Annotated in this window: 17 protein-coding genes; 6 read left to right on the plus strand and 11 right to left on the minus strand. The window is 68.6% G+C overall.

What is annotated here, in order from left to right; genetic code table 11:
* Positions 1 to 109: 109 nt before the first annotated feature.
* The 5 genes from D0C15_RS15135 to D0C15_RS15155 are packed head-to-tail and all read right to left on the minus strand — an operon-like array spanning position 110 to position 3,147.
* Positions 110 to 409: a thiamine-binding protein gene (locus D0C15_RS15135; protein ID WP_116045630.1), complete on the minus strand. Its 300-nt coding sequence runs from the start codon at positions 407 to 409 to the stop codon at positions 110 to 112.
* 32 nt (positions 410 to 441) lie between these two features.
* A complete protein-coding gene (locus tag D0C15_RS15140; protein WP_116045632.1) occupies positions 442 to 1,329 on the minus strand; it encodes a WXG100 family type VII secretion target in 888 nt (295 codons plus the stop codon).
* On the minus strand, positions 1,329 to 1,679 hold the full coding sequence (locus D0C15_RS15145; protein ID WP_116045634.1) for a type VII secretion target: 351 nt from the start codon (positions 1,677 to 1,679) through the stop codon (positions 1,329 to 1,331). The genes D0C15_RS15140 and D0C15_RS15145 overlap by 1 nt, the downstream gene beginning before the upstream one ends.
* Positions 1,680 to 1,682: 3 nt before the next feature.
* The gene (locus D0C15_RS15150; protein ID WP_116045636.1) at positions 1,683 to 2,246 is read right to left on the minus strand and encodes a YbaB/EbfC family nucleoid-associated protein; all 564 of its coding nucleotides are present in this window, start codon (positions 2,244 to 2,246) and stop codon (positions 1,683 to 1,685) included.
* Positions 2,247 to 2,289: 43 nt separating this feature from the next.
* Positions 2,290 to 3,147 (minus strand): hypothetical protein, encoded by an 858-nt coding sequence (locus D0C15_RS15155; protein WP_116045639.1) that lies wholly within the window; start codon positions 3,145 to 3,147, stop codon positions 2,290 to 2,292.
* Between the two features lie 206 nt (positions 3,148 to 3,353).
* Here D0C15_RS15155 and D0C15_RS15160 point away from each other — a divergent pair, with 206 nt between their 5' ends.
* Positions 3,354 to 3,854 carry a MarR family winged helix-turn-helix transcriptional regulator gene (locus tag D0C15_RS15160; protein ID WP_116045641.1) on the plus strand — a complete coding sequence of 167 codons (501 nt, stop codon included), beginning with the start codon at positions 3,354 to 3,356 and terminating at the stop codon, positions 3,852 to 3,854.
* A 45-nt stretch (positions 3,855 to 3,899) separates the two neighbouring features.
* On the opposite strand, the gene D0C15_RS15165 is transcribed toward D0C15_RS15160, so the two are convergent.
* Positions 3,900 to 4,268, minus strand: a complete 369-nt coding sequence (locus D0C15_RS15165) for a DUF3817 domain-containing protein (RefSeq protein WP_116045644.1) — start codon at positions 4,266 to 4,268, stop codon at positions 3,900 to 3,902.
* 225 nt (positions 4,269 to 4,493) lie between these two features.
* Here D0C15_RS15165 and D0C15_RS15170 point away from each other — a divergent pair, with 225 nt between their 5' ends.
* The 3 genes from D0C15_RS15170 to D0C15_RS15180 all read left to right on the plus strand — a co-directional run bounded on the left by D0C15_RS15170 (position 4,494) and on the right by D0C15_RS15180 (position 7,446).
* Positions 4,494 to 5,243 (plus strand): hypothetical protein, encoded by a 750-nt coding sequence (locus tag D0C15_RS15170; protein WP_116045646.1) that lies wholly within the window; start codon positions 4,494 to 4,496, stop codon positions 5,241 to 5,243.
* Positions 5,244 to 5,419: 176 nt separating this feature from the next.
* On the plus strand, positions 5,420 to 6,406 hold the full coding sequence (locus tag D0C15_RS15175) for a LacI family DNA-binding transcriptional regulator (protein ID WP_116045648.1): 987 nt from the start codon (positions 5,420 to 5,422) through the stop codon (positions 6,404 to 6,406).
* Positions 6,403 to 7,446, plus strand: coding sequence for a class I mannose-6-phosphate isomerase (locus D0C15_RS15180; RefSeq protein WP_116045650.1), 1,044 nt, complete (start codon positions 6,403 to 6,405; stop codon positions 7,444 to 7,446). The genes D0C15_RS15175 and D0C15_RS15180 overlap by 4 nt, the downstream gene beginning before the upstream one ends.
* Positions 7,447 to 7,532: 86 nt before the next feature.
* Here the strand turns inward: D0C15_RS15180 and D0C15_RS15185 are convergent, their stop codons facing one another.
* Positions 7,533 to 8,285, minus strand: a complete 753-nt coding sequence (locus D0C15_RS15185; protein ID WP_116045652.1) for an isocitrate lyase/PEP mutase family protein — start codon at positions 8,283 to 8,285, stop codon at positions 7,533 to 7,535.
* On the minus strand, positions 8,282 to 8,746 hold the full coding sequence (locus tag D0C15_RS15190) for a carboxymuconolactone decarboxylase family protein (protein WP_116045654.1): 465 nt from the start codon (positions 8,744 to 8,746) through the stop codon (positions 8,282 to 8,284). Before D0C15_RS15190 ends, D0C15_RS15185 begins: the two co-directional genes overlap by 4 nt.
* 45 nt (positions 8,747 to 8,791) lie before the next feature.
* On the opposite strand from D0C15_RS15190, the gene pdxR reads away from it, so the two are divergent.
* Positions 8,792 to 10,207: a MocR-like pyridoxine biosynthesis transcription factor PdxR gene (pdxR, locus tag D0C15_RS15195; RefSeq protein ID WP_116045656.1), complete on the plus strand. Its 1,416-nt coding sequence runs from the start codon at positions 8,792 to 8,794 to the stop codon at positions 10,205 to 10,207.
* Between the two features lie 63 nt (positions 10,208 to 10,270).
* On the opposite strand, the gene meaB is transcribed toward pdxR, so the two are convergent.
* Both meaB and D0C15_RS15205 read right to left on the minus strand, forming a co-directional pair.
* Positions 10,271 to 11,236: a methylmalonyl Co-A mutase-associated GTPase MeaB gene (meaB, locus tag D0C15_RS15200; RefSeq protein ID WP_116045658.1), complete on the minus strand. Its 966-nt coding sequence runs from the start codon at positions 11,234 to 11,236 to the stop codon at positions 10,271 to 10,273.
* 4 nt (positions 11,237 to 11,240) lie between these two features.
* The gene (locus D0C15_RS15205) at positions 11,241 to 12,428 is read right to left on the minus strand and encodes an acetyl-CoA C-acetyltransferase (protein ID WP_116045661.1); all 1,188 of its coding nucleotides are present in this window, start codon (positions 12,426 to 12,428) and stop codon (positions 11,241 to 11,243) included.
* Between the two features lie 190 nt (positions 12,429 to 12,618).
* On the opposite strand from D0C15_RS15205, the gene mce reads away from it, so the two are divergent.
* Positions 12,619 to 13,062, plus strand: a complete 444-nt coding sequence (gene mce, locus D0C15_RS15210; RefSeq protein WP_116045664.1) for a methylmalonyl-CoA epimerase — start codon at positions 12,619 to 12,621, stop codon at positions 13,060 to 13,062.
* On the opposite strand, the gene D0C15_RS15215 is transcribed toward mce, so the two are convergent.
* Positions 13,059 to 13,655: a TetR/AcrR family transcriptional regulator gene (locus D0C15_RS15215; RefSeq protein WP_116045667.1), complete on the minus strand. Its 597-nt coding sequence runs from the start codon at positions 13,653 to 13,655 to the stop codon at positions 13,059 to 13,061. The two genes, mce and D0C15_RS15215, sit on opposite strands and share 4 nt — an antisense overlap.
* Positions 13,656 to 13,785 lie beyond the last annotated feature (130 nt).

Consider the following 13,785-nt stretch of genomic DNA (forward strand, 5'->3'; position numbering starts at 1 on the left):
CACCGCAGGTCGAACATATCCGTGTGCTGTTCGAGAGTCGGATTGTTCACTGCCGGCGTGCCCCGTGCCCGGACCTCACTCACCGACCCCGTGGGTAATCCTCCGACGGTCAGCCGAGGTGTTTCTCGACACGTTCGACCTTGGCCTCGAGTTGTCCCTCGTCATAGCCGGGACGGATGTCGGCCTTGAGCACCAGCCCGACCCTGGACGCACCCTCGCCTGCGGCCTCCACCGCCCGCTTCACGACGTCCATCACCTCGTCCCACGAGCCCTCGACGTTGGTGAACATAGCGTTGGTCGAGTTGGGCAGCCCGGACTCGCGGACCACGCTTACCGCCCTCGACACGGCCTCACTGACACCGCCGTCCGGTTCCCCGCCGGACGGGCTGACGCTGAATGCGACGATCACGGGCGATTCCTCCGATCAGCTTCTGTTGCCCTTCACCACGAACCCCCACCCGCTCCGGCGGGGGCCGTCTGCTTTCCCTCTTCCAGCGCGTTCAGCGCCCGGATGAAGCCGTCCAGCAGGTCCCGCAGCACCACGAGCAGATCCAGCGCGCTGAACAGCGCCTTCCCGAGGGACTTGAGCAGCAGGCCCACCTTGGTCACCACCCGCGCGATCGCGGAGGTCGCCTGCGCCACCACCAGCGGCGTCGCGGTCCCGAGCGAGGCCAGTAGCTCGATGGTCCAGCTGACCAACGAACCCGCGATGCTCGCTATCAGGTCACGCACGGCCGTCCGTACACCGTTGACGACCTCGGCCATGCTCATCGTGAGCGTGGCGATGCCATGCGCCACACCGGCGGTGCCGCCGTAGAGCCCCGACAGCGCCTCGGCCTTCTTGCGGTACGCGTCGCCCGCATCGCCCTGCCAGGTGACGGTCCCGCGCGGCGCCTCGGACCGCAGCTCCGACCCGACGGCGGTCATCTCCTCCTCGATGTTGGTCCAGGACTGGGCGTACGCCTTGACCATGTCGGGATTGCCCGCGAGTTCGTTGAGGGCTTCGCGTGCGGGCTCGATGTGCTCGAGCATCCAGGAGATCACCTGACCCGCGACGTAACCGATCGGGTCGGTGACCGCGCCCGCGACGTCGAGGCCGCCCGCGATGAGGCCGCTGACCGCGACCTTCCAGTCGCCGCTGTCGATACCGTCGGCGATCGCCCAGCCTGCCTCGAAGGCGGTGACCCCGGTCATGAAGCCGGTGCCGGACTCAGCGTCCGGCGCACCCATGTTCGCGAACGGGTCGCCGTCCTGGCGGTCCTCGGCGTAGTAGTTGTCGGGGTCGGTGTTCGGATCGACCAGCGGCTCTTCGGTTCCGGCTGTGGTCATCAGGCGTCCACCTTCGGCACGCCGGCGCCGGCTTCGGTGACCGAGCGCGCCAGCTGCACCATCAGGTCCGCGATCCGTTCCTCGAGCTGCTCGTAGGCCTCGGCGGCCGCGGTGAGGCCCTCCGCGAGGTTCCCGGTGACATCAGCGGTCTTGGTCAGCGTTTCCGTTCCCCGGGCCTGGGGTTGCTTGAGCATCGAGCCGAACGGCTGGCAGAGCACGCCGTACGCGTCGTCCAGACCGCTCAGGTGACTACCCGCCGCCGCGGCCTTCGCCGCCCTGTCCTGATAGTCGCGAACCGTTTCCGCGTGTGCCCGGACCCGTTCCGGTTCGACCTCGTATCCCTCGCTCACCGGTCAGAACTCCCCTCGGCGCAGGATCGACTGGCCGCCCCAGTCGTCGTCATCGTCAGAACGTGGACGCTGCGCGGGGCGCTGCGGTTCCTGTTGCGACTGCTCCGGCTGCTGTTGTTCCGGGTGCCGGGGCTCGCGCTGTTCATCCTCGAGTTCGCCGATCGCCATCTCGGTCGGCCCCTCGTCGGCCCCCGCCTCCTGCTGATCCGGAAAGCGTTCGGCGTACTGACCGATGAGGTTGTTGCCCGGCGCGTCGTCACCCACGGTCTCGTGTACGAGGCCGGTGACCTGGTCGCGCAGCTTTGCCTGCGCCCGCCGCATCGTCGCCAGTACCTGGGCCGCCACCGCGGGCGGGTCCATGCCACGCGTCCGTTCCCCGAGGTTCAGTGCGGTAGGCACCCCGTTGGCGTCGACGGTGATGGTCACCTCGCCACCTTTGGAGGTCTCCGTGACGCTGGTGGAGTTGAGCCGCTCGTGCAGCTGGTTGTAGCGCTGGGCCTTCCGTTGCAGGCCTTCGGCCCACTGCTCGAGCTTCTCGCCTGCCTCAAGGGGATTCGAACTGGCCATTACCGCTGGTCCCTCCGGGTGCGCGCCGCGTTTGAGGGTCACCCTAGCGACCGACCCCGCCTCGCCATGCCGCAATTCGCCGATTCAGCAGGTCCGCGAACAGACCGGCGTCGGTGATGGGGAACATCCACTCCCCCAGGTCGGTCGCCAGGATCACCGCCGGCCCAGGTGAGGTGTACATCGTGGACCCGTCGGACAGCCGCAGCCAGGGGATTCGCGGTGTCGCGGGCGGTAGTTCGGCTATCCGGACAGCGCGGATACGGTCGAAGGTGAGCTGTCCCGCCGCGGTCGGCCCGCCACGACCCCGGTGCCGCCGGGTGGACCACTCGACCCGGTCCCGGACGACTCGGGCGGAGCCGGAGAGCAGCCCGTCGCCGGTGATCGGCAGCCGGGCTCGGAAGGCCACGGTGAACGGCGTCGCGGCGAGTTCGGGACAGACGGGCAGGAGCAGCGCTCTACTCGCCAGGTAGGCGAACACGCAGCCGAGAACCAGCAGGCCCCACTGCGCGAGGAAGGCAACCGTGGCGACCGTGGAGGCGCCTGCCGAACCCGCGCTGACGGCCATGCCGACCGCCGGGATCCCACCGAGCAGCTGCTGGCAGGCCATGGTGAGAAACGCCGCCTTGAGCCAGAGGTGCGGTTCGCGTGTCAATGCGGACAGCCGTACGGCCAGCACCACAGCGGGCAGCGCCGAACCGAGCAGGGGCAGCACCAACCACCAGGCGAACTCGTGGGCACCCGCCATCGTCACCATCAGCGCGCTCGACAGCGCGATGAGCGACGGGCAACCGGCCAGTGCCAGCAACAGGTAGCCCCGCGCCTTGGCCCACCGTGGCTGCAGGACCCGCAGTACCTGGCCGTCGAAGACGCCGGGCACCAGGGAAGGGACACGCGCCGCCACGGACGAGACGGTAGCAGCGGTTCAGCGAGCGCACCCCGGCCCCAGGGATGGTGCGCCTGCAAGTACCCCCAAGCAAGATCAACGCCGTCGCCAACTACCCCCAACCGCACTTTCCCGGGAAAGTGCGAGGCCTGTGGGGGGCGCTGGGACGCCAGAATCGACGCCCTTGCCCAGCTCAGCGGTACCCGCTGGTAACTTCGACCCCCATGAACCGTCCGCTGCCGTTCGACCCGATCGCCCGCGCGGCACAGCTGTGGGAGGACCGTATCGGCCCCTCCGACACCATGGCCGCGGTAACCGGGCTGATGCGCGTCCAGCAGATCATCCAGTCCGCAGTGGACAACGCGCTGAAGCCCCACGGGCTGACGTTCGCCCGCTACGAGGCACTGGTCCTGCTCACGTTCGCCCGAAGCGCGAGCCTGCCGATGCGAGTGATGGGTGAACGCCTGCAGTTGCACCCAACGAGCGTCACCAACATCGTCGACCGGCTGGAGAAGGACGGTCTGGTCAAGCGCGTTCCGCATCCGACGGACCGGCGCACGACGCTGGTCGAGATCACCGACGACGGCCGGACGCGCAGGGAAGCGGCGACGGCGGCCGTGACGGAGATCGATTTCGGCATGCGGGGTCTCACGTCGAAGCAGACAGCTCAGCTGACCGACCTGCTGACCCGGATCCGCAAGGCCACCGGCGACTTCAGCGAATAAAACCCCTCGCACTTTCCCGGGAAAGTGCGAGGTGGTGTGGCGGGCTCAGGCGCCGGCCGGCTCCGCGGACTTCGACACGAAGAGGCCGGTGCCACCGTGCACGTTCCGCTGGGGTCCGTCGAGCTTGCCCGCGCGCAGCGCCCACTTCTCGAATGCCCAGGTGAACAGCGGCGGGACACTCGACAGCAGTGCGAGCACCACCGTCTTCGGCCCCCAGGCCAGCGGCTTGAACACGGCGAGGGTCACGACGACGTAGAGCATGAAGACGATGCCGTGCACCATGCCGAGCACGGGCACACCGCCGTCACCCTGCTCCAGGACGTACTTGAAGAACATCCCGATCAGCAGTCCCGCCCAGGAGAAGGCCTCGGCGACGGCGACGACCCGGAACAGAACTGCGGCCTTGGTGGACACACATCCTCCTCATACTCGCGCACAAAAATCGCCCGACCACGTGATCCGCCCATGACTGCCCCAGCAGGGCGCCATCGACGTCAACCACACTGTCGGACGTTGCGGTTCCAGTGTGCAGCGTGACGGCCCTCACCAGCACATCGGGGCGGATATGTAACGCCGATCACAGCAGGCCGATTAGCCTAAGAGAATAGTCCGAACGGACTAACGGATCGGAGAATCGCGATGCAGGCAGCGACCCGTGGAGTATTGGGCATTCTCGGCGCCGCGGTACTCACGGTTGCCTTCGGCGCCGGGGCGGCGGTCGCCGAGCAGGGAGGAAACGGGAAGGGCAACGGGCCCGATCGATCCGGTCAGGTTCAGTCCGGCAAGGCGGCACAGGCGAAGCAGAAGCAGTCCGGCTCCGCCACCGACAGCCCCCAGCCACCGTCCAACGCTGACTTCTCCGGCAACGGCGCCAACAACCACGGTCCGTACGACTCCACCCGGGACGGTTCCGCCTCGGCCAACGGCAACGGGAACGGGAAGGCCACCGGCAAGCCGTGTGCCGGATGCGTCGGCAAGGCCGACAACAAGAACCCGCCCGGCCAGTTGCCCGGTGGTTCCGACACCAACCGCGGCTACGAGTGCGACGCCAACAGCGGGGTCGGCAGAGGCAATCCCGCACACACCTCCTGCACGAGCGATCCCGGCACTCCCCCGCCGACGACCCCGGCCACACCGCCCGGGCCTGGACCGGAATCCCCGCCACAAATCCCTCCGGCAGCGACACCGCCGCAGGCCGAGCCGCCAACCCCAGCCAGCACGACCTCCGACTCAAGCCAACTCGGCGTCACCGACGTTCCGGCGTTCGCTCCGGAGAGCGAACCGACGCTGGCGCGAACCGGATTCGATGCGCAGGCTCCCGCGTTCGCCGGGCTGATCCTGCTCGGAACGGGAAGCGCGCTACTCGCGGCGGTACGAAGGCGCCAATGAGCGACTGACAACCTTGTCGCAACTCGCGCCGTGCGGGCATCTTCGTAACGGAATGGCTTCGATTCCACCGCAATGCGCCCGGCGTCCATTGACATTTCACTCGATCGTGGTGTGCACTCTACGCCATTATGACAACGTTGTCGTCGCCTGGGCGGGGCGGATCCCGCCGAGCCACCATGAGCGATGTCGCCCGGCTGGCCGGGGTGAGCATCAAGACGGTGTCCCGTGTGGTCAACGACGAGCCGGCCGTCCATCCGGAGACCGCGGACCGCGTGATCGCCGCCATCGAACAACTCGGGTTCCGGCGCAACCTCGGGGCGCGAAACCTGCGCAGGGGCTCCAGCTCCGGAACGCTGGGACTGATCGTCGAAGACGTCGGCAACCCGTTCTACTCCGAACTGAGCCGGGCTGTGGAGCGGGTGGCGACCTCCTACGGCAGGCAGGTCCTGACCGGCTCCTCGGACGAGAACCGGGACCGCGAGCGCGAACTGGCGCTGGAGTTCTGCGCCCGCAGGGTCGACGGGATGCTGATCGTGCCCGCCGGAATGCAGCACGGATACCTCGTGCCCGAGATGCGCGCCGGCACACCGGTGGTGTTCCTGGACCGGCCCGCGGGCGACATCGTGGCCGACACGGTGCTGGTCGACAACATCGGCGGAACCGTCGAAGCGGTCACTCACCTCGCGAACCACGGCCACCGGCGAATCGCCTTCCTCGCCGACAGCCCGGACATCTTCACCGCGGGCGAGCGGCTCAAGGGCTTCCGTGAAGGCTGCGCTCGGGCCGGAATCCCTTATGACGAGCGATTTGTGGTCATGCAGACGCCCAGTGAGGAGAACGTCGGCGCAGCCGTTCGTCACCTGCTCCAAGGCCCCGGTGCGGCCACGGCGGTGGTCGCGGGCAACAACCGAGTCACCGTGCACCTGCTGCGCGCGCTGGCGCACACGGACACGCGTCCCGCGGTGGTCGGCTTCGACGACTTCGAACTGGCCGATCTTCTCGATCCACCGGTCACCGTCATCGCCCACAACGTGAGCGCACTCGGCGAGGCGGCGGCAGAACTGCTCTTCGCGCGCGTGCACGGAGACCAGTCGACGCCGAGAAAGGTCGTGCTTCCCGTGCGACTCGTACCCCGCGGTTCCGGCGAGGTGCCCCCGGAATGAACCAGCGCCTCGACCCGATCAGGCTTCCGGCGAACCAGCCGCCGCAGTTCTACCGCGGTGGCGAAGCGATAGCCGCCCTGCGCGGCGCGGGCGGCAGCCACGGCGAGTTCGGCCCCGAGGACTGGGTCGCGTCGACGACAACGATGTTCGGCAAGGAACACACCGGCCTCAGCAGGCTGCCGGACGGGCGATGGCTGCGTGACGCCGTCCACGACGACCCTCAGGGCTGGCTCGGGGCCGCACACGTATCCGAGTTCGCTCACTCGACCGGACTGCTCGTGAAGCTGCTCGACGCCGGGCAACGGTTGCCTGTGCACTTCCATCCGTCGGACTCGTTCGCCGCTCGGAACTTCGACTCGCACTTCGGCAAGTCCGAGGCGTGGATCGTGGTCGGCACCTCTGGCGAATCACCGACCGTCCACGCCGGTTTCCGGGAGACGACGAACGCGAACGTGGTGGGCGAATGGGTGCGGGAGCAGAACGCGCCCGCGATGCTCGACGCACTGAACGCCCTGCGGGTGGAACCTGGTGACACCGTTTACATCCCGGCCGGTCTGCCACACGCCATCGGTGCCGGAGTGTTCGTCGTGGAGCTGCAGCAGCCGACGGATTTCTCCCTGACCCTGGAATGGCGGGACTTCCTCGCGTCGCCGGAGAAGGGCCATCTCGGACTCGGTTTCGACACCGCGTTGCGGGCGCTGGACACCACGGGCTGGGACACGGAACGACTGGCTTCGATCGTCCGCCGCACCGGTGCCGATCGGGGATCCACTGTGGACCTGCTCGCGCCGGGATCGGCAGGTTTCTTCCGGGCCGACCGGCTGTGTCCCGATCCTGTCGTCACGCTGCACCCCTCCTTCGCGGTGCTCGTCCTGCTCGACGGAACAGGATTCCTGCGCTGGGAACACGGCGGGGAGATCGCGGTCGCCAAGGGAGACACGCTCGTCATCCCCCACGGGGCAGGTGAACTCGAACTGACGGGCGGGCTGACCGCGATCCGGTGCCGCCCGCCCGCACCGGAGAAGCGGCCGAAGCCATGACACACAACGACTCCTCGCAGGACAACATGGACGAGAACGAGCGGTACTTCTACAACCAACAGTGCTGACCTGGCGTACCGCGACGATCAGTACGGCGCGGTGCCCGCCGCCAGCTCACGCAGTGTCCCGATCAGCCACGCCCGACCGGCGCGCCAGAGTCCGGCGCCGAGCGAGATCCGGGACACCCCGCAGCTCGCCAGCCCAGCCAGGGCCGGCCCGGAGGGCAGGTATGTGGCGTTGACCGCTGCCGGAGCGATGGCCTCGGTGAACGAGCGCAGCACCGGCTCCGAGGTGACGTGGATCGGATAGACGCAGTCCACCCCGGCGTCGAGATACCGCCGCGCCCTTTCGATCGCGTCCGGCAACACGGCCGCCTCCTCGGCACCGCCTCGTGTATCGAGGAAGCAGTCGATCCTGGCGTTGATCACCAACGCGTCACCGGCGGCTTGCCGCACCGCCGCGAGGAAGTCCGCCTGCTCCGTTGCGCCGCGAAGTCCGCCCGCACGGAGATCGCTGTCCTCCAGGTTGCAGCCGACAGCGCTGGCCTCTCCCAGCCGTGCCACCAGTTCGGCGGGAGCCAAGCCGTATCCGGCCTCGGCGTCGACGGTCACGGGAACGTCGACAACGCGGGCGATCCGGGCAGCCGCGGCGAACATCTCGTCAACGGGTGCCTGCTCGCCGTCATCGTGGCCGAGCACGGCGGCGACCGCCGCGGAACTGGTCGCCACCACGGGAAACCCGGCCTCGACAAGGAGGCGCGCGCTGTCGGCGTCCCAGGCGTTCGGCAGAACGAGCGGCTTGCCGGGAACATGTAGGTCCCGCAGCTCTGCGGCGGTCACGAAACCTGCTCGGACAGGGGCTTGTGACTGGACACGCCGAACCGGTTCAGCATGTTGATGATGCCGATCGTCCACATCACCGCGACGTACTGCTCTTCGCTGAACACCTGCGTCGCCTCCTCGTAAAGCGCGTCCGGCAGATCCCTCGACTCCGACAGCCTGGTCACCTCCTCGGTCAGCGCCAGTGCGACTCGTTCGGCCTCGGTGAACAGCCCGCTCTCGCGCCACACGGACAGTACGAGAAGCCTGCGCTGCGACTCGCCCAGTTTCAGTGCGTCCCGGCTGTGCACGTCGACGCAGTAGGAACAGCCGTTCAGCTGGGATGCCCTGATCCTGATCAGCTCGAGCAGTGCAGGCGCGAGACCGGCGTCGGCTGCGGCCTGCTGGACGAGTTTGTGCAGGGACGCCACGGACTTGTACGCCTCGGGGAGGGCGGAGGTGATCTGAATTCGCTTGGTCACGACTTCACGGTACCGACGACTGGCTTACAGGTATGGTCCAGTTTCATGCAGGTTTCGTGGTCCAGTTCCACCGATCTCCATCTGGACTGGAGTCCGGGCTCCGGCCGGGAAGGACTGGCACAGGCCCTGCGGGCGGCCCTGCGCGCGGGCCGGCTCCCACCGGGATCAGTGCTGCCGTCCACCAGGACGCTGGCGCTCGACCTCGGCGTGGCAAGGGGCACGATCACCAGGCTGTACGCGGACCTCGCGGCCGAGGGCTATCTGCACATCCAGCAGGGTGCGCCGACCAGGGTGGCCACCGTGGGCACTCCGCCCAGCTCGCCTCCCCCGCACGGCACCGGCCCGTCGGCGCCACGCTGGAGCCTGCTTCCCGGACGCCCGGACGTGTCTTCCTTTCCGAGAACATTGTGGACATCGGCCACCAGGAGAGTGCTGCGGGAGGCCTCGTCCAGTTCGTTCGGGTACACCCAGGAGCTTGGTGTTCCGGAACTGCGCGCCGCCCTCGCCCGTTACCTCGCTCGCAGCCGTGGGGTGCTCGCGGATCCGGACCGCATCGTCGTCTTCGGTGGCCACGCGCACGCGGTTCACCTGCTGGCGACGGCACTGCGGGGACTCGGTATCTCGGAGATCGCCTTCGAGGACCCATCACTGCCCTATTTCCGCGATGTCGCGGCGTCGGCGGGAGTCTCTGTGGTCGGCGTGCCGGTTGACGACGAAGGCGTCCAGGTCGCCGAACTGGACAGCCCTGTCGCGGTGGTGACCCCGGCACACCAGTATCCGCTGGGAGTCACCCTGGCGGCAGCCCGCCGGGCCGCACTCGCCCGGTGGGCGGATACCTCGGGCGCATTCGTGGTGGAGGACGACTATGACGGGGAGTTCCGGTTCGACCGCCAGCCGATCGGCGCGATCCAGGCGCTGGCACCGGAGCGGGTGATCTACGCGGGCACCGCGAGCAAGACGCTCGCGCCCGCACTGCGGCTGTCCTGGCTGGTGCTGCCGAGGTCACTGGTGGAGCCGGTGCGCGCGGCCTTGCTGGCCTCCGGCTGGCGCACGCCCGGCCTGGAGCAGCTGATCTTCGCCGATCTGCTGGACTCCGGCGACTACGACCGGCATGTCCGCCGCCGCAGGCTCGCCTATCGCAACCGGAGGGATCGGCTGCTCGACGCTCTGCCCGGCGGCCTGTGTCCCCTCGGCATCTCGGCTGGGCTGCACCTCGTGCTGATGCTGCCTCGCTCCGGTCCCACGGAGGACGAAGTCCTGGCCGCGGCGGCACGGCGGCGGCTGGACCTGCACGTGCTCGGCAGCCACCGGATGAGCGAGGGCCCGCACCCGCAGGGGATCATCGTGGGTTACGCAGCACCCGCCGAACATGGGTTCTCGTCGGCGGTCGACGCCCTGCTGGCCACCCTGGCCGACGTCGGCCTGGGCCAGATATCGCACTTTCCCGGGAAAGCGCGGTAGCTGCACACGCGGGGTATCGCGCTTTCCCGGGAAAGTGCGGGGTTTTTGAGACGGGGCGGGCGGTCAGGAACGCAGGCTCTCGATCAGTTGGCCGGCGGCCGCGAACGGGTCCACCCGGCGATCGACCACTCCCTCGGCCAGTTCCGCGAGCCGCTGCCCGCCCCGCAGGTCCACCAACTCGGCACGCAGGGACTGCATCGCGATGGCCTCAACCTCGCCCGCGGCTCGGGCCGCTCGTCGCCTGCGCAGCTCGCCGTTGGCCTCCAGCCAGCGGTGGTGCTCGGCCAGCGCCTCGATCACCTGGCCGCCGCCCTCACCCTTGGCCGCGACGGTGCGCACGATCGGCTGGCGCCAGGAATGGCCGCGTACTTCCCTGCGCGCCAACGAGATCATCTGCTTCAGCTCACGCACCGTGGTGTCGGCGCCGTCCCGGTCGGCCTTGTTCACCACGAACACATCGGCGATCTCCAGTACGCCTGCCTTGGCGGCCTGTATCCCGTCGCCCATACCTGGCGCCAGCAGCACCACAGTCGTGTCGGCGAGGCGTACCACGTCCACTTCGGACTGTCCTACACCGACTGTCTCGACGAGCACGACGTCGAACCCGGCCGCGTCGAGGACCCGCAGCGCCTGCGGGGTGGCCCAGGCGAGTCCGCCGAGATGACCGCGCGTGGCCATCGAGCGGATGAAGACCCCCGGGTCCACGGCATGCTCGGTCATCCGGATCCGATCCCCGAGCAGGGCGCCCCCGGAGAACGGTGAGGACGGGTCGATCGCCAGCACTCCAACCCGTTTGCCCTCGGCACGCAGCGCCGAGATCAGCATCGAGGTCGATGTCGACTTACCGACTCCAGGAGGTCCGGTCAGCCCGACGACCTGGGCGTTGCCGGTATGCGGCGTCAGTGCGGCCGCCACCTCACGCAACTGCGGATGTGCGTCCTCGACCAGCGAGATCAACCGCGCGACGGCCCGCTGCTGACCGTCGCGCGCCCGCTCCACCAGGTCGGCGACGTCAACCGCGACCGCCATCCGGTCAGCCCTTCGGCACGGTGATCAGCAGCGCGTCACCCTGACCGCCGCCACCGCAGAGCGCCGCGGCACCGACGCCCCCGCCACGCCTGCGCAGCTCGTAGGCGAGGTGCACGGCCAGCCGGGCACCGGAGGCACCGATCGGGTGGCCGAGGGCGATCGCACCGCCGTTGACGTTGACCTTCTCCGGATCGATACCCAGCTGCCTGGTGGAGACGAGACCCACGGCGGCGAAGGCCTCGTTGATCTCGACGAGGTCCAGTGCACCCACATCCAGTTTCGCCTTCGCCAGCGCGGCCTTGATGGCGTTCGCCGGCTGCTCGTGCAGGCTCGCGTCGGGACCGGCCACCACGCCGTGCGCGCCGATCTCGGCCAGCGGGGCGATGCCGAGTTCCTCGGCCTTCTCCTTACTGGCGACCACCACGGCCGCGGCACCGTCGGAGATCTGCGAGGCGGAACCGGCGGTGATCGTGCCGTCGGCGGCGAACGCCGGACGCAGCTTGCCGAGCCCGTCCGCCGTGGTGTCCGCGCGCACACCCTCGTCGGTGGAGAACACGATCGGATCCTTCTTGCGCTGCGGGATCTCCACGTCGACGATCTCGTCGGCGAAGTGACCGGCTTCGATGGCCGCCGCCGCCCGCTGGTGCGACCGCGCGGAGAACTCGTCCTGCTCGGCCCTGGTCAGTTCGTAGCGCGCGTTGTGCTTCTCCGTGGAGGCGCCCATCGCGACCTGGTCGAACGCACAGAACAGGCCATCGTGGGCCATATGGTCGACGAGAGTGGTGTCGCCGTATTTGAACCCGGAGCGCGACTTGGGCAGCAGGTGCGGGGCCTGGGTCATCGACTCCTGCCCACCGGCGACCACGAGGTCGAACTCCCCGGCACGGATGAGCTGGTCGGCGAGCGCGATGGCGTCGAGGCCGGAGAGGCAAACCTTGTTGATGGTCAGCGCGGGGACGTCCATCGGGATGCCCGCGGCGACGGCGGCCTGACGTGCCGGGATCTGGCCCGCGCCCGCGGTGAGGACCTGCCCCATGATCGTGTACTGCACCGCGTCCGGGGAGACTCCCGCCCGTTCCAGTGCCGCCTTGATGGCAAAGCCACCGAGCTGGGCCCCGGAGAAGTCCTTCAGGGAGCCGAGCAATCGACCGATCGGGGTACGGGCAGCACCCAGGATCACAGAACCGGACACGGCAGCCTCCAAGCCTCGTCGCAGGACCAACCTGAAAAACGATACCGGTTCGGGTCAGTTGCTGAATCGCTCACTGTGTCCGATTCAATACTCGCCCGCTGCGGCACCCGGGGTACGCACCCGCCGGCGGACACCGTCCTGTGAGCCGACGCACGGCGGAGACGGCGGTTCAGCACATATCCTCCCTCCCATGAAAGACGCGCTGAAGCCGTTCGTCACCACAATCGATCACGTCGGCATCGCCGTCGCCGACCTCGACACCGCGATCTCCTTCTACGCGGACAACTTCGGGCTGCAGGCCACGCACACCGAGGTCAACGAGGAGCAGGGCGTGCGGGAAGCCATGTTGCATGCCCCGGGGGATGAGAAGGGACCCGCCGTGCAACTGCTCGCACCGCTGCGCCCGGACTCCACCATCGGGAAGTTCCTCGACACCAAGGGACCCGGCCTGCAGCAACTGGCCTACCGGGTCACCGATGTGGACGCCGCGGCCGAGGCATTACGGGCGAAGGGGCTACGACTGCTCTACCCGGAGGCCAAACGCGGCACGGCGGGCAGCAGGGTGAACTTCGTGCATCCGAAGGACGCTGGCGGGGTTCTGGTCGAACTCGTCGAGCCGGGTCCGGCTCACTAGTCGGCTTGGCGCACGCCCGCACGCGCTGTGAGGGCACTGGCGATGAACTCGAGTTCGCGTTCCATCTCGTCGGGTCCCTCGTCCGCCGAGTGGCGCGCCACGGAATGCCGGTAACTGACGGCGAGCGCCAGCAATCCCGACGCGCTGTCGATGTCGGCGACCGCGAGGCCGCCCATACCCGCGGCCAGGATGACGGCTCGCACCTGGGACACCAGCTGCTGGTACCGGTCCTGTAGCGCGTCGCGGACGCCGGTGTGGGTGTCCGCCTCTCGCCACAACAGATGCGAGAGCATCATCGAGGAGGAAAGGCGCCGATCGAGTTCAGCGACCAGCCTGCGCAGACTCTGCGCGATATCACCGGGAACGACCACCTTCGCGGTCTCGATCCGCTCATCCGGTAGCCGCTCCACCAGCGCGGTCAGCAGGTCCGCCTTGCGCCGGAAGTAGTAGTGCACCAACCCCTTGGGCACGCCGGCCCGCTCAGCGATCCGGGAGGTGGGGGTCGCTTCGAAACCGCTCGCGGCGAAGAGTTCCTCCGCGGCGACGAGGATTCGCTCCCGCGCCGACTCGTCGGCAGGCCGTACTCGCGCCACTCGTCGTCCTTTCACGCAGTCGGGCCCACGCCGGCATCTACGCCGTCGTGGGCCCGCGGCCGTTTCGTGCCGTCGGCTGTCTCGAATGTGGACTTCGCAGGCACGTTCGGCCACTCCGCGACCAATCACG

This window comes from Amycolatopsis palatopharyngis, from assembly GCF_003385185.1.
Lineage (GTDB): Bacteria > Actinomycetota > Actinomycetes > Mycobacteriales > Pseudonocardiaceae > Amycolatopsis > Amycolatopsis palatopharyngis.